Annotated in this window: 21 protein-coding genes and 4 tRNA genes; 24 read left to right on the top strand and 1 reads right to left on the bottom strand. The window is 35.6% G+C overall.

Features of this window, described 5'->3' with window-relative positions; all coding sequences use genetic code 11:
* Window positions 1–67 precede the first annotated feature (67 nt).
* From AABM59_RS07195 to AABM59_RS07215, 5 genes are read left to right on the top strand one after another with little or no spacing between them, the layout of a single operon-like run.
* Complete coding sequence (locus AABM59_RS07195) at window positions 68–2,011, top strand: putative porin (protein WP_338408287.1); 1,944 nt, start codon at window positions 68–70, stop codon at window positions 2,009–2,011.
* A gap of 18 nt (window positions 2,012–2,029) precedes the next feature.
* Window positions 2,030–3,391 (top strand): pyridoxal-phosphate dependent enzyme, encoded by a 1,362-nt coding sequence (locus AABM59_RS07200; RefSeq protein WP_338408288.1) that lies wholly within the window; start codon window positions 2,030–2,032, stop codon window positions 3,389–3,391.
* Between the two features lie 9 nt (window positions 3,392–3,400).
* A complete protein-coding gene (locus AABM59_RS07205; protein ID WP_338408289.1) occupies window positions 3,401–3,883 on the top strand; it encodes a 3'-5' exonuclease in 483 nt (160 codons plus the stop codon).
* A 55-nt stretch (window positions 3,884–3,938) separates the two neighbouring features.
* Window positions 3,939–5,210, top strand: coding sequence for a DUF2851 family protein (locus AABM59_RS07210; RefSeq protein WP_338408290.1), 1,272 nt, complete (start codon window positions 3,939–3,941; stop codon window positions 5,208–5,210).
* A gap of 40 nt (window positions 5,211–5,250) precedes the next feature.
* A complete protein-coding gene (locus AABM59_RS07215; RefSeq protein WP_338408291.1) occupies window positions 5,251–5,478 on the top strand; it encodes a PspC domain-containing protein in 228 nt (75 codons plus the stop codon).
* A 72-nt stretch (window positions 5,479–5,550) separates the two neighbouring features.
* Here AABM59_RS07215 and AABM59_RS07220 read toward each other — a convergent pair whose 3' ends face one another.
* Window positions 5,551–7,188 (bottom strand): amino acid permease, encoded by a 1,638-nt coding sequence (locus tag AABM59_RS07220; protein ID WP_338408292.1) that lies wholly within the window; start codon window positions 7,186–7,188, stop codon window positions 5,551–5,553.
* A 172-nt stretch (window positions 7,189–7,360) separates the two neighbouring features.
* On the opposite strand from AABM59_RS07220, the gene AABM59_RS07225 reads away from it, so the two are divergent.
* The 19 genes from AABM59_RS07225 to AABM59_RS07315 form a co-directional block, all read left to right on the top strand.
* Window positions 7,361–8,245: a helix-hairpin-helix domain-containing protein gene (locus tag AABM59_RS07225; protein ID WP_338408293.1), complete on the top strand. Its 885-nt coding sequence runs from the start codon at window positions 7,361–7,363 to the stop codon at window positions 8,243–8,245.
* A 16-nt stretch (window positions 8,246–8,261) separates the two neighbouring features.
* Entirely contained in the window at window positions 8,262–9,401 is a 1,140-nt protein-coding gene (locus AABM59_RS07230; RefSeq protein WP_338408294.1) for an acyl-CoA dehydrogenase family protein, read from the top strand.
* A gap of 191 nt (window positions 9,402–9,592) precedes the next feature.
* A complete protein-coding gene (gene rpsU / locus AABM59_RS07235) occupies window positions 9,593–9,787 on the top strand; it encodes a 30S ribosomal protein S21 (RefSeq protein ID WP_338408295.1) in 195 nt (64 codons plus the stop codon).
* 69 nt (window positions 9,788–9,856) lie between these two features.
* On the top strand, window positions 9,857–10,753 hold the full coding sequence (locus AABM59_RS07240) for a tyrosine-type recombinase/integrase (RefSeq protein ID WP_338408296.1): 897 nt from the start codon (window positions 9,857–9,859) through the stop codon (window positions 10,751–10,753).
* A 33-nt stretch (window positions 10,754–10,786) separates the two neighbouring features.
* Window positions 10,787–11,089, top strand: coding sequence for a ribosome-associated translation inhibitor RaiA (raiA, locus tag AABM59_RS07245; RefSeq protein WP_338408297.1), 303 nt, complete (start codon window positions 10,787–10,789; stop codon window positions 11,087–11,089).
* A 91-nt stretch (window positions 11,090–11,180) separates the two neighbouring features.
* Window positions 11,181–11,254, top strand: a tRNA-Thr gene (locus AABM59_RS07250).
* A gap of 30 nt (window positions 11,255–11,284) precedes the next feature.
* Window positions 11,285–11,365 (top strand) — tRNA-Tyr (locus AABM59_RS07255).
* A gap of 298 nt (window positions 11,366–11,663) precedes the next feature.
* A tRNA-Thr gene (locus AABM59_RS07260) sits at window positions 11,664–11,735 on the top strand.
* A gap of 57 nt (window positions 11,736–11,792) precedes the next feature.
* Window positions 11,793–12,980: an elongation factor Tu gene (tuf, locus tag AABM59_RS07265; RefSeq protein WP_338408298.1), complete on the top strand. Its 1,188-nt coding sequence runs from the start codon at window positions 11,793–11,795 to the stop codon at window positions 12,978–12,980.
* 60 nt (window positions 12,981–13,040) lie between these two features.
* Window positions 13,041–13,114, top strand: a tRNA-Trp gene (locus AABM59_RS07270).
* A 15-nt stretch (window positions 13,115–13,129) separates the two neighbouring features.
* A complete protein-coding gene (locus tag AABM59_RS07275) occupies window positions 13,130–13,327 on the top strand; it encodes a preprotein translocase subunit SecE (protein ID WP_338408299.1) in 198 nt (65 codons plus the stop codon).
* A gap of 10 nt (window positions 13,328–13,337) precedes the next feature.
* Complete coding sequence (gene nusG, locus AABM59_RS07280) at window positions 13,338–13,889, top strand: transcription termination/antitermination protein NusG (RefSeq protein WP_338408300.1); 552 nt, start codon at window positions 13,338–13,340, stop codon at window positions 13,887–13,889.
* A 64-nt stretch (window positions 13,890–13,953) separates the two neighbouring features.
* A complete protein-coding gene (gene rplK / locus AABM59_RS07285) occupies window positions 13,954–14,400 on the top strand; it encodes a 50S ribosomal protein L11 (RefSeq protein ID WP_338408301.1) in 447 nt (148 codons plus the stop codon).
* Between the two features lie 3 nt (window positions 14,401–14,403).
* On the top strand, window positions 14,404–15,093 hold the full coding sequence (rplA, locus tag AABM59_RS07290) for a 50S ribosomal protein L1 (protein ID WP_338408302.1): 690 nt from the start codon (window positions 14,404–14,406) through the stop codon (window positions 15,091–15,093).
* A gap of 22 nt (window positions 15,094–15,115) precedes the next feature.
* Window positions 15,116–15,613, top strand: coding sequence for a 50S ribosomal protein L10 (rplJ, locus tag AABM59_RS07295; protein WP_338408303.1), 498 nt, complete (start codon window positions 15,116–15,118; stop codon window positions 15,611–15,613).
* Between the two features lie 89 nt (window positions 15,614–15,702).
* Entirely contained in the window at window positions 15,703–16,071 is a 369-nt protein-coding gene (gene rplL, locus AABM59_RS07300) for a 50S ribosomal protein L7/L12 (protein WP_338408304.1), read from the top strand.
* 282 nt (window positions 16,072–16,353) lie between these two features.
* Window positions 16,354–20,166 (top strand): DNA-directed RNA polymerase subunit beta, encoded by a 3,813-nt coding sequence (gene rpoB, locus AABM59_RS07305; RefSeq protein WP_338408305.1) that lies wholly within the window; start codon window positions 16,354–16,356, stop codon window positions 20,164–20,166.
* A gap of 235 nt (window positions 20,167–20,401) precedes the next feature.
* A complete protein-coding gene (gene rpoC, locus AABM59_RS07310; RefSeq protein WP_338408306.1) occupies window positions 20,402–24,715 on the top strand; it encodes a DNA-directed RNA polymerase subunit beta' in 4,314 nt (1,437 codons plus the stop codon).
* Window positions 24,716–24,745: 30 nt separating this feature from the next.
* A partial coding sequence (locus AABM59_RS07315; RefSeq protein WP_338408307.1) for a DUF3467 domain-containing protein occupies window positions 24,746–24,999 on the top strand: 254 nt, incomplete at its 3' end.

The raw sequence follows: 24,999 nt of genomic DNA on the forward strand, positions 1-24,999 counted from the left end.
ATGTTTTTTCATTTACCTTTGCTTGAATAAAATTTCAGAATAATTGCTTAATTATATATCGTTCAAAATGAGGATTCTCTTTTTCTTATATCTTTTAGTATTGCCAACACTCCTGTTTTCTCAAGTGAAGAAGCTTAATAAAATAGATTTTAACAGCAAATACAACAGCTCTGATTCTATTGCAAAGCCTAAAGCAAAGATTGCCACATTAGACATGTATCGAGTGATTACCTTGGAACGAGACACTACTTATATCGATACTTCTCAAACCATAAAAAAATTATACAGTTTTAATTATTTGCGCAAAGACACTTTTGGGCTTTTAGCTTTCCCTAATGAAGGGCAAACCTACAATACCTTGCAATATAGCTTAACCGATTTTTCTCCCTATCCCGAATTTGGATTTAAGGCTAAACACTTTAATTTCCTGGAAGCAAACCAAATTCGATATTGCTCTGTAGCAACACCAGTTACCGAATTGTATTTTAAAACCGTAATGAAACAAGGACAATCGACAGATGTTTTTCTTACATTGAACACCTCTCCAAGGTTAAACTTTTCGATTGCTTATAGAGGTTTGCGTTCTATTGGAAAATATATTAACCAATTGTCAAGTACTGGAAATTTCAGGTTTACAACTAGTTACAGTACAAAAAAAGGGCAATATTTAGTCAATGCACATTTCACTTCCCAGGATATTTTAAATGGAGAAAATGGTGGGATTACCGCTATTCAGAACTTCGAAAGTGATAATCCAGATTATGCAAATCGAGAAAGATTAGAAGTTTATTTAACGGATGCAAAATCATTTTTAAAAGGGAAACGGGTATTTTTAGATCATTCTTTTAGAATAAATTCAGTTGAAGGAAAAAACAATTTGTATGTAACGCATCAGTTTAATTACGAAAATAAATTTTTCGAATACAATCAAGCAACAGTTCCTTCATCCGTTAATGGAAGAACCGTTTATCGATTCGGGGATTCCTACAAAACCAGTAGAATAAATGACCAAACCCGTTACAATAAAACCTATAACAGGGTTGGGCTTATTTATGAAAACACGACTTTAGGGAAATTTCAGTTTTTTGCCGATGACTTCTTTAGTAATTATTACTACAGCCAAATATTAATTTTAGACAGTCAAAGTGTTCCTAGCTCAATAAGTCAAAGAATAAATAGCGTAGGAGGACAATATGATTATCAAAAAAACAAATGGAATGGTAAATTCATTCTCTCAAGATCGGTTACCAATCAATCTTTGTCGAATCTAGATGCCAAATTGCAATATGATTGGAATGAGGAAATACAACTGTTTTTTCGATACCAAAATATAAATAAATTAGCCAACAATAATTATAATTTATATCAAAGTAGTTATGTAAACTACAATTGGTCGAATAATTTTAACAACGAAAAAATAAATTCGATTAGTGCTAATGCTATCACACCCTGGTTTGATGCATCACTTCAGGTTTCCACTTTTAAGGATCATTTGTATTTTGAAAATACAGCTACTGATGAAAATCAGCAGATTGTTTCTCCCAAACAATATAATAGTACCATAAATTATTTGTCGGTTAAGCTAAGTAAAGAATTAAAATTTGGAAAGTTTGCCTTAGATAATACCCTTTTATATCAAAAGGCTGACCAACAAGATTTTATTTTAAATGTACCCGAAATTGTCAGCAGAAACACATTTTATTATTCGGACAACATGTTTCATAAAGCCTTATTTTTACAAACAGGAGTAACGCTTAACTATTTTACAAATTATTATGCCAATGATTATAATCCTGTGATTGGCGAGTTTTTCGTCCAAAATAAAAAACAAATAGGAAATTATCCAAATCTCGATTTTTTCTTTAATGCTCGAATTCAAAGAACCAGGATTTACCTGATTGCCGAACATTTTAATTCTTCTTTTTCTGGAAATAATTTTTATTCGGCACCCAATAATCCTTATCGTGATTTTATGATTCGGTTCGGTTTGGTTTGGAATTTCTTTGAATAAATTTAAATTTAATAAAAAATGGAATATTCAGAAAACATTTTAGGCACAATTGGAGGAACACCTTTAGTAAAACTAAACAAGGTCGTTTCGGAAATTAAGGCTTTGGTTCTTGCCAAAGTAGAAACTTTTAATCCAGGAAATTCCGTAAAAGACCGCATGGCCGTAAAAATGATTGAAGATGCTGAAGCTGATGGAAGACTAAAACCAGGGGGAACCATTATCGAAGGAACTTCTGGAAACACCGGAATGGGACTGGCATTGGTCGCGATTATCAAAGGATATAAATTGATTTGCGTGATTTCTGACAAACAATCCAAGGAAAAAATGGACATTCTTCGCGCTGTCGGAGCTAAAGTTGTCGTTTGTCCTACTGATGTAGAACCAAATGATCCACGTTCGTATTATTCCGTTTCTAAAAAATTAGCGGCAGAAACGCCTAATTCTTGGTATGTAAACCAGTACGATAATTTATCTAATTCATTGGCTCATTATCAACAAACTGGCCCTGAAATATGGAAACAAACCGAAGGTAAAATCACCCATTTTGTTTCTGGTGTTGGTACTGGCGGGACGATTTCTGGAGTTGGAAAATTCTTGAAAGAAAAAAATCCAAATATTAAAATATGGGGAATTGACACCTATGGTTCTGTGTTTAAAAAATACCACGAAACCGGAATTTTCGACGAAAACGAAATCTATTCCTATATCACCGAAGGTATTGGCGAAGATATTTTACCTAAAAATGTCGATTTTTCACTCATCGACGGATTTACAAAAGTAACCGACAAGGATGCCGCTGTTTATACTCGGAAAATAGCACTCGAAGAAGGAATATTTGTTGGGAATTCTGCTGGCGCAGCTATAAAAGGGTTGCTACAACTCAAGGAACATTTCAAACCCGAAGATGTTGTTGTGGTTATATTCCACGATTCTGGAAGCCGATATGTGGGCAAAATGTTTAATGATGACTGGATGCGAGAACGTGGTTTTTTAGACGAAAAAATTACAAAAGCGGAAGATATTATTAGGGAAAACCTTTCCAGACCATTGATAGTGGTTCGTACCGAAGAACTCGTTTCGCACGCTATAGAACGAATGCGAAAATACAAAATTTCGCAAATTCCGGTTATAGATACTACGGGTTTTGTAGGTTCAGTTGACGAAACGGATTTGTTCGAAAGTTATGTGAACGACACTAATTCTGCCGAAAGACCCATTCGCGAAATTATGGGAAAACCGTATCCTATTGTGAAACTCGGTACCACAATTGAAGAAGTCTCCAGGTTGTTTACCAAGGAAAATGAAGCCGTTTTGGTCGATTTAGAAAACGGAAGCCATCACATTATTACAAAGTATGATATCATTGGGTCTATAAAATAATTAATCAAAATGACCTTCACAGCTATAGATTTTGAAACAGCAATATCATTCCATCCGTGTGCCGTCGGGATTGTGACCGTCGAAAATGGAGTAATTGTTGACGAATATGTCACATTAATCAAACCCCCTAAAAACGAATATTCCCCTTTTACAATTGCGGTTCATGGCATTTATCCACGCGACACGGAGAAAGCAAAAACGTTTCCACAGGTATTTCCTGAAATCCAAAAACGGCTACAAAACCGAGTGATTGTTGCACATAACGAAAGCTTTGATAGAAATGTGCTTGCTAAATCGATGGCCCTTTATGGTTTAAATTATGAGGATTTGAATATTGGCTCTCGATGGCAATGTACCGTAAAAATTTATAAAGGCAAAGGATTAAAACCAACCAAATTGAGCGATTGCTGCCGTGAAATGAGAGTTGAATTGAACCACCACGAAGCGTTGTCAGATGCTCGTGCTTGCGCCAAATTGTATTTGATGCAATAAATTACTTACGGTTACAATTTTTCACTACTTTAGTCATCAATCTAAAAGCTTGAAAATGAAAGAAGAGTTTCTTCATTACCTTTGGAAATTCAAGAAATTTGATACCTTGAATTTAAAAACTTCCATTGGAGAGGAAATTACCATTGTCAATGTTGGGCAATACCTAGAACTCGCTGGCCCCGATTTTTTTAATGCTCAAATTGTTATTGGAGACCAAAAATGGGCAGGAAATGTTGAAATTCATCTCAAATCATCTGATTGGTATGTTCATCATCACGAAAGAGATGTAGCTTACGAAAATGTGATTCTTCACGTGGTTTGGGAACACGACACCGAAATTTTCAGAACCAACAATACCGAAATTCCGGTTCTAGTGCTCAAGAAATTTGTTGATACATCAATAATAGCGGATTATCAATCCTTAATGACACCTAAATCTTGGATTTTTTGCGAAAAACAACTAAAAGAAATAGATAAGTTTGCCTTGATAAACTGGCAAGAACGTTTATTTTTTGAACGATTAGAAAGAAAATCGAAACCCATTTACGAGTTGTTAGAACAAACCAATAACGATTGGGAAGCAGTGTTGTTTTGCCTCTTGGCTAAAAATTTTGGATTGAACACCAATGGCGAAACTTTTTTAAAAATTGCACAATCGATTCCGTTTTCCATCATTAGAAAAGAAAGTTTCGAGGTTGAAAACTTGGAAGCTTTGCTTCTTGGGAATGCGGGATTACTAGAATTAGAAAAGGAAGATAATTATTTCAAGGATTTAAAATTTAGGCATTTTTACTTGCTGCACAAATACCAAATAGACAAAGGAATAGTAGCTCCTGTGCAGTTTTTTAAACACCGTCCTGATAATTTCCCTACGATTAGATTGTCGCAATTGGCCTTTTTATACCACACTCACCAAAATTTATTTTCAAAAATAGGTACCCCAAATTCAGCCAAGAGTATTTATAAATTCTTTGATGTTTCAGTATCAAGTTATTGGAAAAATCACTATCAGTTTGATAAAGAAAACCCGAAGAAAACCAAAAAATTATCTAAGTCATTTATCGATTTATTAATTATAAACACACTGATTCCAATTCAATTTGCATATGCCAAAAGCAAGGGTGAGGAAATCTCCGAAGTGTTGATTCAATTAATGAATGAAGTCAATTCCGAGAAAAATACAATTATGGATAAGTTCAGTTCCTTTGGAATCAAGCCCAAAAACGCTTTCGAATCCCAATCTTTGCTACAGCTCAAAAGTGAATATTGCAACAAAAGTCGCTGCCTTGAATGTGGAATTGGGATGGAATTATTGAAAAAGAATTAGAAAATGTAGTAATTTTACAGACGACAACTAACTTTTGTAAATGACTGCAGTTATAAAATTAAAATATTTTTTCGAAAAACATGGTTTTCATGTCTCCTCACGACTTGCAGATAAATTGGGAATGCGTGTAACCAGTGTTCGCTTATTTTTTATTTATATTTCATTTGTTACCGCTGGGTTATGGTTTGGGGTTTATTTAACATTAGCTTTTTGGATTCGTCTTAAAGACTTAGTTAGAGCAAAACGCACTTCGGTTTTTGACTTGTAGGGAATGACTATAAATAAAAAGAGGGATTATAAAGTTAAACTTTATAATCCCTCTTTTTATTTAAAAGAGTATTTACTTCATTTTTTTGAAACCATAAGTATAAATTAATGCGTGTATTGATGCAAAAACAATAGAGAAATAAAACAAGAAAGTTTCCTCAACATTCACGTTTAAATGGTTGATATAGGCTACAATAATTAGCGCTAGCACCATTCCTAAGCCAGAAGCGGAAACGATTTTATAACTTTTCAAACTGAATTCCCCTTTGTTTAAGACGCTGTTTTTCATTCCGTAGAATAAGTAAAGATCAAAACCAATCATCATCCAAACGATTAGACGAATCCAAGTGTCTAATGGTAAAAACACCATCATAAATAAGCAAACAACTACTCCCGCAATTGGAACAAAAGGAACTAATGGTGTTCTGAAACCTCTAGGAGCTTCAGGCATTTTCTTACGCATAATTAATACCCCTATGCAAACTAAGATGAACGCGAATAAAGTTCCAATACTTGTCATTTCTCCAACAACTCTTGCAGGAACAAAAGCTGCAAAAACACTTACAATTACCATAAACAGCATATTGTTTTTGGCAGGAGTTCTAAATTTAGAATGTACTTCTGAAAACACTTTTGGCATTAAACCGTCTTTACTCATCGAGAAAAACACTCTGCTTTGTCCCATTAGCATCACTAAAATCACGGATGAATACCCACCTAAAATAGCTAATAAAATAGCGTTGTTCAACCACGGATAAGCCGGTGTTATCATTCCATTTGGACCAACTGTTCCCATTGCTTCAACTGCAATTGCAACGGGTGCAATTCCATCTTTTCCAGCAAATGCTTGATAATTTACTACTCCAGTCATAACGTGAGCAAAAAGGATGTAAAGAACCGTACATATTGCCAATGACAATAATATACCGATCGGCATATCTCTTTTAGGATTCTTGGCTTCTTGTGCTGCAGTCGAAACAGCATCAAAACCTATATAAGCAAAAAATACGATGGCGGCCGCTCTAATTATTCCTGAGAATCCAAATTCTCCAAAATTTCCAGTATTTTCCGGTATGTAAGGCGTGTAATTTTCGGGTCTTATATATTGCCATCCTACTGCAATGAACGCCAAAACGACAGTCACTTTTAACAAAACGATAATTCCATTTACAAAAGCCGATTCTTGTGTTCCACGAATTAAAAGAAAGGACATAATCATGACGATTAAAACGGCGGGAATATTTATAATTCCGCCTTCAAACGGAGAAAGCATATAGGCGTCATTAATATGAATTCCATAGCCTCCTAGAAATTTACCAAAATACCGGGACCAACTAATAGAAACTGTTGCGGCCCCAACTGCATATTCCAGAACTAAATCCCAACCAATTATCCAAGCAACAAATTCACCCATTGTCGCGAAGGAATAAGTATAAGCACTTCCTGCAACGGGAATCATCGAAGAAAATTCAGCATAACATAATCCTGCAAAAAGACAACCTAAAGCAGCTACAAGAAATGAAATAGTTATTGCTGGGCCAGCGTTATTTGCTGCCGCCAACCCTGTTATTGAAAATAATCCTGCACCAATTATGGCACCAATTCCAAGTGCGACTAACCCTGGCGCAGTTAATGTTTTCTTTAATCCTTTTTCAGAATCATCCGCTTCAGCTAAAAGCAGGGCTAATGGTTTTCTTTTCCAAATTGACATATATTTATGGTTTATTGTTATTAGTTTTCAAATGTATTGTTTTTTTAATGTTGCGACAATATAGAAATCCGAATTTTTTTAAATTTCTTTTTTGTCTTTTTACATTTCTATAAAAGAAAGGGCTATTTCATGTAATATTTCTTATTTTTAGAGTTTCTAAATTACTTTTTCAATGAATTTTGAAACAATAAAGTCCTATTTTAACTTTTCTAGAGGCCAGCGAGCGGGAATTTTTCTATTATTTTTTATTATCATCGCCTTGCAATTGGTTTATTTTTTTGCTGATTTCAGTTCTTTTTCTTCAGCTTCTCCTGAAAAAGAAAAATGGCTTTCGCTGCAATCAAAAATTGATTCAATGAAACAGGATAAGCGGGATTATGTCCCAAAGATTTATCCTTTTAATCCAAATTTTATCACCGATTTTAAAGGATATAAACTCGGAATGTCGGTATCCGAAATAGACCGACTACTTGCTTTTCGAAAAGAAAATAAATATGTGAATTCACCAAAAGAATTTCAAGCCGTCACAAAAGTTTCTGATTCCTTGTTGAACGCCATTTCGCCTTATTTCAAATTTCCGGATTGGGTAAATAATAGAAAGGAATTTAAGGACTATAAAAAGGCGCCCTATACAGATTTCGCTAAAAAAGAGAAAATAGTCCTAATCGACATCAATCTAGCGACTCAAGAAGATTTAATCAAAATTTATGGCATCGGCGAGGCTATTTCGCTTCGGATTTTAAAATTTAAGGAAAGTCTAGGGGTCCTTGTTTCGATGGAACAAATGAATGAGGTTTGGGGGCTTTCGCCTGAGGTTATCGATAATTTGAATTCGCATTTCAAGGTTTCAGTGCTTCCAAACTTCAAAAAAATAGACATTAACAACGCATCAATTAAGGAACTCTCTCAGTTTCCGTATTTCAAATATCCGATTTCAAAAAATATAGTTACTTTTCGGAGTATGAATGGAGATATCAAAAACATTGACGATTTAACAAAAATTAAAGGTTTGTCTATTGATAAGGCAAACATTATAGCCTTATATTTGAATTTTTAAATAATATCCTATTCTGATGAACTTCGATTACAGCGAAACACAAGCAATGATTGCACAATCTATTAGGGATTTTGCAGAAATAAATATTAGACCTTATATAATGGAGTGGGACGAAGCGCAAACTTTTCCGATTCCCTTATTCAAAAAACTGGGCGAAATGGGTTTTATGGGGGTTTTGGTCCCAGAAGAACTTGGGGGTTCTGGATTGGGTTATCATGAATATATAGCCATTATCGAAGAAATTTCCAAAGTAGACCCATCAATTGGCTTATCTGTTGCGGCTCATAATTCGTTATGTACCAATCATATTTTGGCTTTTGGAAACGAAGAACAAAAGAAAAAATGGATTCCAAAATTGGCTACAGCCGAGCATATTGGTGCTTGGGGATTAACTGAACACAACACGGGCTCTGATGCTGGCGGAATGAATACCACCGCAGTTAAAGATGGCGATCATTGGATTGTAAACGGAGCCAAAAATTTCATCACGCACGGAAAATCTGGCGATATCGCCGTGGTTATTGTTCGCACTGGAAAAAAAGGGGATTCGAAAGGAATGACGGCTTTTGTTTTCGAAAAAGGGATGCCGGGATTTACCTCCGGAAAAAAAGAAAATAAATTAGGAATGCGCGCTAGCGAAACCGCCGAATTGATATTTGACAATTGCCGAATTCCAGATGCGAATCGATTAGGCGAAGTGGGTGAGGGATTTGTTCAATCCATGAAAATATTAGATGGAGGAAGAATTTCTATTGGAGCTTTATCTCTCGGAATTGCAAAAGGAGCGTATGAAGCGGCATTAAAATATTCAAAAGAAAGACATCAATTTGGAAAACCAATTAGTGAATTCCAGGGAATTTCGTTTAAGTTAGCCGATATGGCAACCGAAATTGAAGCTTCGGAATTGCTGTTGCACAAAGCGGCTTTTTTGAAAAACAACAACCGAAATATGACTACACTCGGGGCTATGAGCAAAATGTATTCTTCAGAAGTTTGTGTAAGAGTGGCCAGCGAAGCAGTGCAAATTCATGGTGGTTATGGATACATCAAGGATTATCCAGTGGAGAAATTCTACAGAGATTCGAAATTGTGTACTATTGGCGAGGGAACTACTGAGATTCAAAAAGTAGTTATTGCGAGAAATATATTGAAATAGACGGATAGATAATGGATCTAAAGCCAAGAAATGAGAAATTGCATCTTGGTTTTTTTTTAACTCTTTATTTTAGTCTTTTATCTCTTTGTCTCTCCTCTTTTCAAATTTTTCCAAAAATAATCCGTAATTTATAATTCATAATTCAAAAGTTTGATTACTTTTGCAGCCTAAAGAAAGGGGGTGTCAATATTATGTTAATTATACCAATTAAAGACGGAGAAAATATCGATAGAGCATTAAAGCGCTATAAAAGAAAATTTGATAAAACAGGAACGGTTCGTCAACTAAGAGCGCGTACTGCTTTTATTAAACCTTCTATTATAAATAGAAAGAAAATTCAAAAAGCGGCTTATATCCAAAATATGAGAGATAATTTAGAAAGTTAGATAATAACTACTCAAAATACAACCGTTAGTCATTAAAGTTTAATACCTTTGATACTAACGGTTTTTTTTATGACTAATAATAAAGATGCATTTAAATATTATCTTCAATTGGAGAAAAAGTATTCTCCACACACCATAAATGCATATTTGACTGACATAGGATTCTTCGAGTCGTTCAACAAAAATCAATTCAACGAGGAAAATATAGAAGGTGTAAACTACAGCCAAATCAGGACTTGGATTGTTTCGCTTGTAGATGATAATTTGTCGAATGTTTCAGTCAATAGAAAGATTGCCTCTTTAAAAGCGTTTTATAAATTTCTTTTAAAAACAAAACAAATAGAAGTAAGTCCTCTTATTAAACACAAAGCGTTAAAAACTCCCAAAACGCTTCAAATTCCGTTTTCCGAAAAAGAAGTTGCCGAAGTGTTAAGTCAAATTCAAAATCCAGAAGGTTTTGAAGCTATAAGAGACAAGCTTATAATCGATTTGTTTTATACTACGGGAGTCAGGAGAACGGAGTTAATTCATCTAAAAAACAACAACGTTAACACCTTCAATAATACGATTAAAGTTCTTGGTAAAAGAAACAAAGAGCGAATTCTTCCGGTGTTGCCAATTATTGTAAAGCAGTTAATTTTGTATTTTCACGAAAGAGCACGTTTAGAGAATGTTACGGATATTGACTATTTTTTTCTCACAAAAAAAGGGTTAAAGTTAAACGATTCCTTTGTGTATCGATTAATTAATTCGTACTTTAGTAAAGTCTCCGAGAAAGTAAAGAAAAGTCCTCATATATTAAGACATACATTTGCTACCCATCTATTAAACAACGGAGCCGATTTAAATTCAGTAAAAGAATTATTGGGACATTCAAGTTTGGCGTCAACGCAAATTTATACGCATAGCAGTCTGTCAGAGTTAAAAAAAATTTATGAAGTGGCTCATCCAAGAAATCAAAAATAATTCTAATATGTTTAACCAATAAAAATTTTGATTATGAAAGTAAATGTTCATGCGGTTAACTTTACAGTTGACGGAAAATTAGTAGATTTTGTTCAGGAAAGAATGGATAAGTTAGAAAAGTACTATGACAAGGTAGTTTCATCTGATGTTTTTTTGAAAGTAGAAAAAACAAGTGACAAGGAAAATAAAATTGTGGAGATGAAGGTTCATGTTCCTGGAGATGGTTTTATCGTCAAAAAGCAGTGTAAAACTTTTGAAGAAGCAGTAGAACAATCAGCAGAATCGCTTGAGCGTATGTTGGTAAAAAGGAAAGAAAAAATCAAATCAAATATTTAATATAAATTTTCATTAAAAAAAGTTTGATTAAAAAACAAAAAGATATACATTTGCAGTCCGTTAGAAATAGCGGACTTTTTTTATTAATTTTGCCAGCGTAGCTCAGTTGGCTAGAGCAGCTGATTTGTAATCAGCAGGTCGTGGGTTCGAGTCCCTCCGCCGGCTCTAAAATTGTCGAGGTATTAATAAAAAATTGGGGAGATACTCAAGCGGCCAACGAGGGCAGACTGTAAATCTGCTGTGTGAACTTCGCAGGTTCGAATCCTGCTCTCCCCACAAACTTTTAAAGAAAATTTATCCGAAAGCTCGCTTTCGAGTAAATTTGAGTTAAAAGTTTGAGCACCGAAAACTTCGGTGCAGGATCAGCGACCTTTTGGGAGCTAATCCTGAATAACAATAGTTTATCCGAAAGCTCGCTTTCGAGTAAATTTGAGTTAAAAGTTTGAGCACCGAAAACTTCGGTGCAGGATCAGCGACCTTTTGGGAGCTAATCCACAAGTATGAAGTTAAGATTTTAGATTTCAGATTTCAGATTTACGTAAATCTAAATTCATAAATTTAAAATAAACTCTCTGCCGACTTAGCTCAGAGGTAGAGTGCTTCCTTGGTAAGGAAGAGGTCACGGGTTCAATTCCCGTAGTTGGCTCAAAAAAAGTATAAAATTGAACACTAATAAATTAATAAAGATTAAAAACTAAGTAAAATGGCAAAAGAAACCTTTAACCGTAACAAACCCCACCTTAACATAGGAACAATTGGGCATGTCGATCACGGAAAAACAACTTTAACTGCAGCAATAACTAAAGTGTTATCTGATGCTGGTTACTGTCAAGCAAAATCATTTGATCAAATTGATAATGCTCCAGAAGAAAAAGAAAGAGGTATTACAATTAATACTTCTCACGTTGAGTACGAAACTGCTAACCGTCACTACGCACACGTTGACTGTCCTGGTCACGCGGATTACGTAAAGAACATGGTTACAGGTGCTGCTCAAATGGACGGTGCAATTCTAGTTGTAGCTGCTACAGACGGACCAATGCCACAAACACGTGAGCACATCCTATTAGGTCGCCAAGTTGGTATTCCTAGAATGGTTGTATTCATGAATAAAGTGGATATGGTTGATGATGAAGAATTGTTGGAACTTGTTGAAATGGAAATTAGAGATTTATTAAATTTCTATGAATATGATGGAGACAATTGTCCTGTAATTCAAGGTTCGGCTCTTGGTGGATTGAATAACGATCCAGCTTGGACTCCAAAAATTTTAGAATTAATGGAAGCTTGTGATACTTGGATTGAAGAACCAGTTCGTGATATTGCAAAACCTTTCTTGATGCCAGTTGAAGATGTATTTACAATTACTGGTCGTGGAACTGTAGCTACAGGTCGTATCGAAACAGGTATTGCAAACACAGGAGATCCTGTGGAAATCATTGGTATGGGAGCTGAAAAATTAACTTCTACAGTTACTGGAGTTGAAATGTTCCGTAAAATCCTTGACAGAGGTGAAGCTGGAGATAACGTAGGTTTATTGTTACGTGGTGTTGATAAAGAATCTATTAAAAGAGGAATGGTTATCATTAAGCCAGGTTCAGTAAAACCACACGCTACATTTAAAGCTGAGGTTTATATCTTGAAAAAAGAAGAAGGTGGTCGTCACACACCATTTCATAACAACTATCGTCCACAGTTTTACGTTCGTACAACTGATGTAACTGGAGTTATTACTTTACCAGAAGGGGTAGAGATGGTAATGCCAGGAGACAACTTAACAATCAATGTTGCTTTGTTAAGTCCTATCGCTATGAACGTAGGATTACGTTTCGCTATCCGTGAAGGTGGTAGAACTGTAGGTGCTGGTCAGGTAACTGAGATAGTAGCTTAATTCTATAAAATAATTTATAAAGCCAGTAACGCCTTTGTGGGTGTTACTGGTTTTTAACGAACGGGCGTAGTTCAAGGGTAGAATAGCGGTCTCCAAAACCGTTGATGGGGGTTCGAATCCCTCCGCCCGTGCCAAAAAAATAAATCATAATGACAAAAGTTTTTAATTACCTATCAGAAGCATTTGAAGAATTAAGATCAAATGTAACTTGGACAGAATGGGCCGAAGTGCAACGTCTAACAATTGTTGTTGCTGTTTTTTCAGTAATACTCGCTATGGCAACATGGGGCGTAGATGAATTTTTTGCAAAATCAATTGCTGGATTTTTTAACTGGTTAAAAGCATAATTTTTTTGTTATGGCAGATAATAATATGAAAAAATGGTATGTCGTTCGAGCAGTAAGCGGACAAGAGAACAAAGTGAAGGCTTACATCGAAACCGAAATCGCTAGACTAGCAATGGGTGATTATGTTTCACAAGTTCTAGTTCCTACCGAAAAAGTAGTTACTGTAAAAGACGGAAAAAAGATAACCAAGGATAAAGTATATTTTCCTGGTTATGTAATGATTGAAGCCAATCTTGTTGGAGAAATTCCTCATATTATCAAGTCAATAACAAGTGTGATTGGTTTTTTAGGTGAAATAAAAGGAGGAGAACCGGTACCATTACGACTTTCTGAAGTTAACAGAATGTTGGGTAAAGTAGATGAATTGGCCGTAAATACCGATACGCGTTCTATACCGTTCAATATAGGTGAAACTATCAAAGTTATTGATGGTCCTTTCAATGGTTTCAATGGAACTGTTGAAAAAATTAATGAAGAAAAGCGTAAATTAGAAGTGATGGTTAAAATTTTCGGAAGAAAAACACCGTTGGAGCTAGGGTTTATGCAGGTTGAAAAAGTATAATTTTTGTTACAACTATAATAAGTAGCATTTTCGCTTCCACGAAAATGTGTTAAATTTTTAAAAAATGGCTAAAGAGATTAGTAAAGTAGTTAAACTACAAGTTAAGGGAGGTGCTGCGAACCCGTCGCCACCGGTTGGACCTGCTTTAGGTGCTGCTGGTGTTAATATCATGGAGTTCTGTAAGCAGTTTAATGCGAGAACCCAAGATAAACCAGGTAAAATTTGCCCAGTGCAAATTACAGTGTATAAAGACAAATCTTTCGATTTTGTTGTAAAAACACCACCAGCTGCTGTTCAGTTAATGGACGCGGCAAAGCTTAAATCTGGTTCAGGAGAACCAAATCGTAAGAAAGTAGCTAGCGTTACTTGGGATGTTATTAAAGCAATCGCGGAAGACAAGATGGTTGATTTAAATGCATTCACAATCGAGTCTGCTATGAGCATGATCGCAGGAACAGCTAGATCTATGGGTATAACTGTATCAGGAGAATCTCCTCTAAAACAAGCGTAAGACATGGCAAAATTGACAAAAAAGCAAAAAGAGGCTGCTTCAAAAATTGAAAAGAATAAACTATACTCTTTAAAAGATGCTGCGGCATTGATAAAATTAGTTGCTTCTGCAAAATTTGATGAGTCGGTTGATATCGCAGTACGTTTGGGTGTAGATCCAAGAAAAGCGAATCAAATGGTTAGAGGTGTGGTAGCATTACCTCATGGAACTGGTAAAGACGTAAAAGTACTTGCATTGGTTACTCCAGACAAAGAAGCGGAAGCTTTAGCAGCTGGTGCAGACTATGTAGGTCTTGACGAGTATTTACAGAAAATTAAAGATGGTTGGACAGATGTTGATGTAATTATCACCATGCCAAGTGTAATGGGTAAATTAGGTCCATTAGGTCGTATTTTAGGACCTAGAGGTTTAATGCCAAACCCTAAAACAGGTACGGTAACTATGGATGTTGCAAAAGCTGTTCAAGAAGTGAAAGCGGGTAAAATTGACTTTAAAGTTGATAAAACCGGTATCATACATGCAGGAATTGGAAGAATTTCTTTCGATGCTGATAAAATTGTAGATAACGCTCACGAAATTATTCAAACATTAATCAAACTTAAACCAACTGCGGCTAAAGGAACTTACATCAAAAGTATTTACCTAACTAGCACGATGAGTCCTGCAATTGCATTGGATCCAAAAGCAGTATAATTGGTAGTTAAAAATTTTTAGTATGACTAGAGAAGAAAAATCAATCGCGATTGAAGATTTAACTGCACAGTTAGCTGGTACAAACATTGTTTATGTATCTGATATTTCTGGACTAAATGCAGAATCAACTTCAAACCTGAGAAGAGCTTGCTTTAAAGCGGGTATAAAATTAGAGGTAGTTAAAAATACTTTGCTTGCAAAAGCAATGGAAGCTTCAGCTAATGATTATGGTGATTTACCATCTGTATTGACAGGTAATAGCGCTATTTTTATTGCAGATGTGGCTAACGCACCTGGAAAAATAATTAAAGATTTCCGTAAAAAAAATGATAAGCCTGTTTTAAAAGGAGCTTACATCAATGCTGAAATTTATATTGGAGACGATCAACTAGATGCCTTGGCAACTATCAAATCGAAAGAAGAACTTATTGGCGAAATCATTGGATTACTTCAATCACCAGCTCAAAGAGTTATTTCTGCTCTTCTAAACCAATTCGACAAAATCGAAGAGGTAGCTTAATTAAACTAGAAATAGTTTGAATTAAGCGTATTAAAACGCGCACAATAAATAAATTATATTTAACAAATCATTTTAAAACGATAGAAAAAATGGCAGATTTGAAACAATTCGCAGAACAATTAGTTAATTTAACTGTAAAAGAAGTTAACGAATTAGCAACAATATTAAAAGACGAGTACGGAATCGAACCAGCTGCTGCAGCTGTAGTAGTTTCAGGTGGTGGAGAAGCCGCTGCTGAAGAAGCTCAAACTGAATTTACAGTAGTATTAAAAGAAGCTGGTCCTTCTAAATTAGCTGTTGTAAAAATGGTAAAAGAACTTACCGGTTTAGGTTTGAAAGAAGCTAAAGATGTAGTTGATAGTGCTCCAAGTAACGTCAAAGAAGGTGTAACTAAAGAAGAAGCTGAAGGGCTTAAAAAATCTTTAGAAGAAGCTGGAGCTGTTGTTGAATTAAAATAATTCAACTCGCTTTAGAGAACTAGGTTTAGGTCTTGAAATATACTTTCAATGACCTAAACCCTTTTTCGTATAATAAAATTATATCCAATTTTATTATAAAATAGTTTAAAATACGAAAAGGTTTTTAAATCAATACGATGAAAGAAAATCAAGGAGAAGGGTAAAACTTTCGAATTATTTTTAAAGAGGTATTGATTATAAAAAGAAAGTATTGATTGTTTTATAAAATAAATAGTGTTTTACACAAAAAATTACTTTTTTTAATCAAAATTTTGTCCATAGATGATAACTAATCAGACTGAAAGATTGAATTTTGCCTCTACCAAAAACATTCCTGACTATCCAGATTTTTTAGATGTTCAGGTTAAATCGTTTAAAGATTTTTTCCAATTGGAAACTAAATCTGACGAAAGAGGCGACGAAGGTTTATACAACACCTTCATGGAAAACTTTCCAATTACAGATACTAGAAACAACTTTGTATTGGAGTTCCTCGATTACTTTGTAGATCCACCCCGTTACACAATTCAAGAATGTATTGAAAGAGGGCTTACGTATAGTGTGCCTTTAAAAGCAAGGTTAAAACTATATTGTACAGATCCAGAGCACGAAGATTTTGAAACTATTGTTCAAGACGTATATCTTGGAACAATTCCTTACATGACTCCTTCCGGTACTTTTGTAATCAATGGCGCCGAGCGTGTTGTTGTTTCTCAATTGCACCGTTCTCCTGGGGTTTTCTTTGGTCAATCCTTCCATGCAAATGGAACAAAATTGTATTCTGCCCGAGTAATTCCTTTTAAAGGTTCTTGGATAGAATTTTCAACCGATATTAATAGTGTAATGTACGCTTATATCGATAGAAAGAAAAAATTACCTGTAACTACTCTTTTTAGAGCGATAGGGTTTCAAAGTGATAAAGATATCCTTGAAATTTTTGACCTTGCCGAAGAAATTAAAGTTTCAAAAACAGGACTTAAAAAATATATTGGTAGAAAATTAGCAGCTCGTGTGTTAAACACTTGGCATGAAGATTTCGTGGATGAAGATACCGGCGAAGTTGTTTCTATCGAACGTAACGAAATTATCCTTGATAGAGATACTGTTATCGACAAAGATAATGTGGAAGAAATCATCGATTCTAACGTAAAATCTATTTTGTTACACAAGGAAGATAATAATGTAGTTGATTATTCCATCATCCACAATACGTTACAAAAAGATCCAACCAATTCTGAAAAAGAAGCCGTTGAGCACATCTACAGACAATTGCGTAATGCAGAACCGCCTGATGAAGAAACGGCTCGTGGTATCATAGATAAATTGTTTTTCTCTGACCAACGTTACAACTTAGGGGAAGTAGGCCGTTATAGAATTAACAAAAAACTGGGTCTTGATACTCCGATGGAAAAGCAAGTGCTTACCAAAGAAGACATCATTACCATAGTAAAATATTTGATCGAATTAATCAATGCCAAAGCAGATATTGATGATATCGATCACTTGTCAAACCGTCGTGTTAGAACAGTTGGTGAACAATTGTCTCAACAATTTGGAGTAGGTTTGGCTCGTATGGCTAGAACCATTCGCGAGAGAATGAACGTTAGAGATAACGAGGTGTTTACACCTATTGATTTGATTAATGCCAAAACATTATCATCAGTAATCAACTCTTTCTTTGGTACAAACCAGTTGTCTCAATTTATGGATCAAACGAATCCACTCGCTGAGATTACGCACAAAAGAAGATTATCAGCACTTGGGCCAGGTGGACTTTCTAGAGAAAGAGCCGGTTTCGAAGTACGTGACGTTCACTATACGCATTACGGACGTTTATGTCCAATTGAAACTCCTGAGGGACCAAACATTGGTTTGATTTCATCACTTGGAGTTTATGCCAAAGTAAACGGAATGGGTTTCATCGAAACACCGTATCGTAAAGTAACTAAAGGAGTGGTAGACTTAGTTTCTACTCCAGTTTACTTAAGCGCTGAGGAAGAAGAAGGGATGATGATCTCTCAGGCAAATATTGAAATGGATGCTACAGGAAAAATCCTTTCTGACAATGTAATTGCACGTCAAGAAGGGGATTTCCCGGTAATCAGCCCAACAAAAGTTGATTATGCCGATGTTGCTCCTAACCAAATTGCTTCCATTTCAGCTTCATTAATTCCTTTCTTGGAACATGATGATGCGAATAGAGCCTTGATGGGATCTAACATGATGCGTCAAGCCGTACCATTAATTCGCCCGGAAGCGCCAATTGTAGGAACAGGTTTAGAACGTCAAGTAGCTTCAGATTCTAGAGTATTAATTAATGCCGAAGGTCCTGGAGTTGTAGAATACGTAGATGCCAATATCATCACAATTAAATACGACCGTTCTGAGGAAGAAAGAATGGTAAGTTTTGAAGAAGATGAAAAAACATACAATCTAATTAAATTTAGAAAAACCAATCAAGGGACAAGTATCAACCTAAAACCTATCGTAAGAAGAGGAGACAGAGTGACACTTGGGCAAGTATTGTCAGAAGGATATGCTACTCAAAATGGGGAATTAGCTTTAGGTCGTAACCTAAAAGTTGCTTTTATGCCATGGAAAGGGTATAATTTTGAGGATGCGATTGTGATTTCTGAAAAAGTGGTTCGTGACGATATTTTTACTTCTATTCACGTCGATGATTATTCATTGGAAGTGAGAGATACTAAATTAGGTAACGAAGAATTAACGAACGACATTCCGAACGTTTCTGAAGAAGCTACTAAAGATTTAGATGAAAATGGTATGATTAGAATTGGTGCCGAAGTTAAACCTGGCGACATTCTTATCGGTAAAATTACTCCAAAAGGGGAATCGGATCCTACTCCAGAAGAAAAATTGCTTCGTGCCATCTTCGGGGATAAAGCAGGAGACGTGAAAGATGCCTCATTAAAAGCCTCTCCATCTTTACACGGTGTTGTTTTAGATAAAAAATTGTTCGCAAGAGCGGTAAAAGACAAACGCAAACGTACCCAAGACAAAGACGCTTTGGCGGCTTTAGAAATAGAATTTGAAACTAAATTTGTTGAATTAAAAGACAAATTAATAGAAAAATTATTCTTAATCATAAACGGAAAAACCTCTCAGGGTGTAATGAATGATTTGGGTGAAGAAGTTTTACCAAAAGGTAAAAAATATACTCAAAAAATGCTTTATGCTGTTGAAGATTTTGCTCACTTAAGTAAAGGACAATGGGTCGCAGATGACGCCACTAATAAAATGGTGAATGATTTAATTCATAACTATAAAATTAAGTTGAACGATTTACAAGGAGCATTACGTAGAGAGAAATTTACGATTACTGTTGGTGATGAATTGCCAGCAGGGATTTTGAAATTAGCGAAAGTATATGTTGCCAAAAAACGCAAACTGAAAGTTGGGGATAAAATGGCGGGACGTCACGGTAACAAAGGTATTGTTGCTCGTATCGTTCGTCACGAAGACATGCCTTTCTTAGAAGATGGAACACCAGTTGATATTGTATTGAATCCACTTGGGGTACCTTCACGTATGAACATTGGTCAAATTTATGAAACGGTATTAGGTTGGGCTGGACAGAATTTGGGTAGAAAATTTGCTACTCCAATTTTTGATGGTGCTACTTTAGACCAAATTAACGAATTGACTGATGAAGCTGGAATTCCACGTTTCGGACATACGTATCTTTACGACGGAGGAACAGGAGAACGTTTTCACCAAGCAGCAACAGTTGGAGTAATCTATATGTTGAAATTGGGTCACATGGTTGATGATAAAATGCACGCACGTTCAATAGGACCATATTCCTTGATTACACAACAGCCATTGGGTGGTAAAGCTCAATTTGGAGGTCAGCGTTTTGGAGAGATGGAAGTTTGGGCACTTGAAGCTTATGGAGCATCAAGTACGCTTAGAGAAATATTGACTGTGAAATCGGATGATGTAATAGGTAGAGCTAAAACTTACGAAGCAATCGTTAAAGGAGAAGCAATGCCAGAACCAGGATTGCCAGAATCTTTCAATGTATTAATGCATGAGTTGAAAGGTCTTGGACTTGACATTCGTTTAGAAGAATAAAAAAGTTTGCAGTATTCAGTTTTCAGATAGCAGTATTTGAAAACTGATTACTCATTTATAAGAGTTTTTAGGATTTATGCTCGTAAATCGTTCCGATTTTTTATATGGTCTATATAATTAGCACTTCAAAATTTTGTTTGAAGTTTAGAGAAGTAACCCGAGGTATTAAAAATGTTGCATTGCAACGTTAGTACAAAATTAATTTTTAATTGCAAATAAATCAATAGTAAAAACTATGATGAACAATAGAAATAATAACAATAAAGATAAGAATCCTGTAAAAAGATTCAACAAAATTTCGATAGGACTAGCTTCTCCTGAATCTATCTTGAAAGAATCAAGAGGCGAAGTATTAAAGCCGGAAACTATCAATTATAGAACACACAAACCAGAACGTGATGGTCTTTTCTGCGAACGTATTTTCGGACCAGTAAAAGATTTTGAATGTGCTTGTGGCAAATACAAAAGAATTCGGTACAAAGGAATTATTTGTGACCGTTGTGGTGTAGAAGTTACAGAAAAAAAAGTACGTAGAGACAGAGTAGGACACATTAATCTTGTGGTTCCTGTTGCTCATATCTGGTATTTCCGTTCGCTTCCAAATAAAATTGGATATATCCTTGGATTACCATCTAAGAAATTAGATATGATTATTTACTACGAAAGATACGTAGTAATACAAGCGGGTATTGCAAAAAATCCAGAAGGAGAACCAGTACAAAGACTAGACTTTTTAACAGAAGAAGAATATCTAAACGTTTTAGAAACCCTTCCTGCAGACAATCAATACCTAGACGATTTTGATCCAAATAAATTTGTTGCCAAAATGGGAGCAGAGTGTATTATGGATTTATTGGCTCGTATCGATTTAGATCAATTGTCTTATGACTTGCGTCACTCTGCAAATAACGAAACGTCTAAACAACGTAAAACGGAAGCATTAAAAAGATTAATCGTAGTGGAGTCCTTCCGGGAGTCTAACTTGAACCGCGAAAATCGTCCAGAATGGATGATTATGAAAGTGGTACCTGTTATTCCACCAGAATTACGTCCTCTTGTGCCTCTTGACGGGGGTCGTTTCGCCACTTCAGATTTAAATGATTTATACCGTCGTGTAATTATACGCAACAACCGTTTGAAAAGATTAATGGAGATTAAAGCTCCAGAAGTTATCTTGAGAAACGAAAAACGGATGTTGCAAGAATCAGTAGATTCCCTTTTCGATAATACGCGTAAAGCATCTGCTGTAAAGACAGAATCAAACAGACCATTGAAATCACTTTCGGATTCCCTTAAAGGAAAACAAGGTCGTTTCCGTCAAAACTTACTTGGAAAACGGGTGGATTATTCTGCTCGTTCGGTAATTGTTGTTGGACCTGAATTGAAATTGTTCGAATGCGGTATTCCTAAAGATATGGCAGCGGAATTATACAAACCTTTCGTTATCCGTAAATTGATAGAAAGAGGAATTGTAAAAACAGTAAAATCGGCAAAGAAAATAATAGACAAAAAAGAGCCTGTTGTTTGGGATATCCTTGAAAATGTAATTAAAGGACACCCAATCTTACTGAATCGTGCTCCTACTTTGCACAGATTGGGTATTCAAGCATTCCAACCAAAATTAATTGAAGGAAAAGCAATCCAATTGCACCCTTTAGTGTGTACTGCATTTAATGCGGATTTTGATGGGGATCAAATGGCGGTTCACTTGCCGTTAGGACCAGAAGCTATTTTGGAAGCACAATTGTTAATGTTGGCTTCTCATAATATCCTGAATCCTGCAAATGGCGCGCCAATTACGGTGCCTTCTCAAGACATGGTTTTGGGTCTATATTATATGACCAAAGAGCGTTTGTCTACTCCAGAACACAAAATTTTAGGCGAAGGCTTAACGTTCTATTCTGCTGAAGAAACTAATATTGCATTGAATGAAGGTCGTTTAGAATTGAATGCTAGAGTGAAAATTCGTGCAAAAGATTTTAACGAAGCGGGTGAATTAGTTTATAAAATTATTCAAACAACAGCAGGCCGTGTATTGTTTAACGAGGTAGTTCCAGAAGCTGCAGGTTATATCAATGATGTATTGACCAAGAAAAACTTGAGAGACATTATCGGTCACGTTTTAAGCGTAACTAATGTACCTACAACAGCTGCCTTCTTGGATAACATGAAAGACATGGGATACAAATTTGCCTTCAAAGGTGGATTGTCATTCTCATTGGGAGATATTAGAATCCCAGATGAAAAACCAATATTAATTGCTGAAGCAAGAGAGCAAGTTCAAGCTATTTCTGCGAATTATAATATGGGTCTTATCACCAATAACGAACGTTACAACCAAGTTATTGACGTGTGGACTTCAACAAATGCACAGCTTACAGAGACAGCAATGAAAAACATTAGAGAAGACCAACAAGGGTTCAACTCGGTGTATATGATGCTTGATTCTGGAGCGAGGGGTTCTAAAGAACAAATTCGTCAGTTAACCGGTATGCGTGGTTTGATGGCTAAGCCAAAAAAATCAACTGCTGGAGGTGGTGAAATTATTGAAAACCCAATTCTTTCTAACTTTAAAGAAGGGCTTTCGATTCTGGAGTACTTTATTTCTACTCACGGTGCGCGTAAAGGTCTTGCGGATACGGCTTTGAAAACAGCCGATGCGGGTTACTTGACAAGAAGATTGCATGATGTTTCTCAAGATGTAATTGTGAATACGGTAGATTGTGGTACTTTAAGAGGTGTTGAAGTTTCAGCATTGAAAAAGAACGAGGAAATCGTGGAAACTTTAGGCGAAAGAATATTAGGACGTGTGGCATTGCAAGATGTTATCAATCCTATGACTAACGAGATTATTATCAAAGCAGGGGAACAAATTACCGAGTTTTACACGAAATTAGTAGAGGCTTCTCCAATTGAAAAATTAGAAGTTCGTTCTCCATTAACTTGTGAAGCATTGAAAGGTATTTGCGCTAAATGTTACGGTAGAAATTTGGCAACAGGAAAAATGACCCAAAAAGGAGAAGCAGTTGGTGTAATTGCCGCTCAATCTATTGGAGAACCTGGAACTCAGTTAACATTACGTACTTTCCACGTAGGTGGGGTTGCGGGTGGTATTTCTGAAGAATCAAGTATTGTTACAAGATTTGGTGGTAAAATAGAACTCGAAGATTTAAAAACAGTTAAAGGCGAAGACAACGAAGGAAATGCAGTTGATATTGTAGTTTCTCGTTCTACGGAGTTGAAATTAGTTGACGAAAAAACAGGTATTTTATTAAGTGCAAACAACATTCCTTACGGTTCAAGTATCTTCGTTAAAGATGGTGCATCAGTAACTAAAGGAACAACAATTTGTAAATGGGATCCTTATAATGGAGTTATTGTTTCAGAATTCACTGGTAAAATTGCTTACGAAGATTTAGAGCAAGGTCAATCTTTCATGGTTGAAATTGATGAGCAAACCGGTTTCCAAGAAAAAGTAATTTCGGAATCTAGAGCTAAAAAATTAATCCCAACTTTATTGGTTTACGGTAAAGACGGTGAATTGATACGTTCTTATAACTTACCAGTGGGTGCCCACTTAATGGTAGAGAATGGGGAGAAAATTAAAGCAGGTAAAGTATTGGTTAAAATTCCACGTCGTTCTTCTAAATCAGGAGATATCACCGGAGGTCTACCAAGAATTACCGAATTGCTTGAAGCTCGTAACCCTTCGAACCCAGCAGTCGTTTCGGAAATCGATGGTGTTGTTTCTTTTGGAAAAATCAAAAGAGGAAACCGCGAAATCATTATCGAATCTAAATTTGGTGAGGTTAAGAAATATTTAGTTAAACTTTCTAGCCAAATATTGGTACAAGAAAACGACTTTGTAAGAGCGGGTGTGCCATTATCTGATGGTGCCATTACTCCGGAAGATATTTTGAGAATTCAAGGTCCAGCTGCTGTTCAACAGTATTTGGTAAATGAAATTCAAGAAGTGTACCGTTTGCAAGGGGTAAAAATAAACGACAAACACTTTGAAGTAGTAATACGTCAAATGATGCGTAAAGTAAGAGTACAAGATCCTGGAGATACTTTATTCCTAGAAGAACAATTAATTCACACCAAAGATTTTATCGTCGAAAATGATAAATTATACGGAATGAAAGTAGTTGAAGATGCTGGAGATTCTAGTAGCTTAAAACCAGGTCAGATTATTTCTCCTCGTGAATTACGTGATGAAAACTCACTATTGAAACGCACCGATAATAATCTAGTTGTGGCTCGTGATGTTATCACTGCAACAGCAACTCCAGTTTTACAAGGGATCACGAGAGCATCACTTCAAACGAAATCGTTCATCTCGGCTGCCTCTTTCCAAGAAACTACTAAAGTATTGAACGAAGCTGCTGTTGCAGGTAAAATCGATTACTTGGAAGGATTGAAAGAAAATGTAATCGTGGGTCATAGAATTCCTGCCGGAACCGGTATGAGAGAATATGACAATACCATTGTAGGTTCGAATGAAGATTACAATGAAATGATGGCGAATAAAGAAGAATATATTTATTAATCATCTCTAATGAGAAGAAAATAAACAGATATGAATAATTCAAATCAACAAGAACAGATTAATATTGAGTTGGACGAAAAAACTGCCGAAGGAATTTATTCCAACTTGGCTATAATCAATCATTCTTCATCGGAGTTTGTGTTGGATTTTGTATCTATCATGCCTGGTATTCCAAAAGCTAAAGTGAAATCAAGAATTGTCTTGACACCACAACACGCCAAAAGATTATTAAAAGCCATTGGGGAAAATATTCACCGTTTCGAAGTCACTCATGGCGAAATTAG

It is taken from the genome of uncultured Flavobacterium sp., from assembly GCF_963925185.1.
GTDB lineage: Bacteria > Bacteroidota > Bacteroidia > Flavobacteriales > Flavobacteriaceae > Flavobacterium.

What these genes read in the sequence shown, in the direction of transcription:
- rpoC (WP_338408306.1), top strand. Translation starts at nt 20,402, where the DNA reads ATGATGAACAATAGAAATAATAACAATAAAGATAAGAATCCTGTAAAA.
- rpoB (WP_338408305.1), top strand. Translation starts at nt 16,354, where the DNA reads ATGATAACTAATCAGACTGAAAGATTGAATTTTGCCTCTACCAAAAAC.
- AABM59_RS07195 (WP_338408287.1), top strand. Translation starts at nt 68, where the DNA reads ATGAGGATTCTCTTTTTCTTATATCTTTTAGTATTGCCAACACTCCTG.
- AABM59_RS07205 (WP_338408289.1), top strand. Translation starts at nt 3,401, where the DNA reads ATGACCTTCACAGCTATAGATTTTGAAACAGCAATATCATTCCATCCG.
- nusG (WP_338408300.1), top strand. Translation starts at nt 13,338, where the DNA reads ATGGCAGATAATAATATGAAAAAATGGTATGTCGTTCGAGCAGTAAGC.
- AABM59_RS07225 (WP_338408293.1), top strand. Translation starts at nt 7,361, where the DNA reads ATGAATTTTGAAACAATAAAGTCCTATTTTAACTTTTCTAGAGGCCAG.
- AABM59_RS07215 (WP_338408291.1), top strand. Translation starts at nt 5,251, where the DNA reads ATGACTGCAGTTATAAAATTAAAATATTTTTTCGAAAAACATGGTTTT.
- tuf (WP_338408298.1), top strand. Translation starts at nt 11,793, where the DNA reads ATGGCAAAAGAAACCTTTAACCGTAACAAACCCCACCTTAACATAGGA.
- AABM59_RS07210 (WP_338408290.1), top strand. Translation starts at nt 3,939, where the DNA reads ATGAAAGAAGAGTTTCTTCATTACCTTTGGAAATTCAAGAAATTTGAT.
- rplJ (WP_338408303.1), top strand. Translation starts at nt 15,116, where the DNA reads ATGACTAGAGAAGAAAAATCAATCGCGATTGAAGATTTAACTGCACAG.
- rplK (WP_338408301.1), top strand. Translation starts at nt 13,954, where the DNA reads ATGGCTAAAGAGATTAGTAAAGTAGTTAAACTACAAGTTAAGGGAGGT.
- AABM59_RS07220 (WP_338408292.1), bottom strand. Translation starts at nt 7,188, where the DNA reads ATGTCAATTTGGAAAAGAAAACCATTAGCCCTGCTTTTAGCTGAAGCG.
- AABM59_RS07230 (WP_338408294.1), top strand. Translation starts at nt 8,262, where the DNA reads ATGAACTTCGATTACAGCGAAACACAAGCAATGATTGCACAATCTATT.
- AABM59_RS07240 (WP_338408296.1), top strand. Translation starts at nt 9,857, where the DNA reads ATGACTAATAATAAAGATGCATTTAAATATTATCTTCAATTGGAGAAA.
- raiA (WP_338408297.1), top strand. Translation starts at nt 10,787, where the DNA reads ATGAAAGTAAATGTTCATGCGGTTAACTTTACAGTTGACGGAAAATTA.
- AABM59_RS07275 (WP_338408299.1), top strand. Translation starts at nt 13,130, where the DNA reads ATGACAAAAGTTTTTAATTACCTATCAGAAGCATTTGAAGAATTAAGA.
- AABM59_RS07200 (WP_338408288.1), top strand. Translation starts at nt 2,030, where the DNA reads ATGGAATATTCAGAAAACATTTTAGGCACAATTGGAGGAACACCTTTA.
- rpsU (WP_338408295.1), top strand. Translation starts at nt 9,593, where the DNA reads ATGTTAATTATACCAATTAAAGACGGAGAAAATATCGATAGAGCATTA.
- rplA (WP_338408302.1), top strand. Translation starts at nt 14,404, where the DNA reads ATGGCAAAATTGACAAAAAAGCAAAAAGAGGCTGCTTCAAAAATTGAA.
- rplL (WP_338408304.1), top strand. Translation starts at nt 15,703, where the DNA reads ATGGCAGATTTGAAACAATTCGCAGAACAATTAGTTAATTTAACTGTA.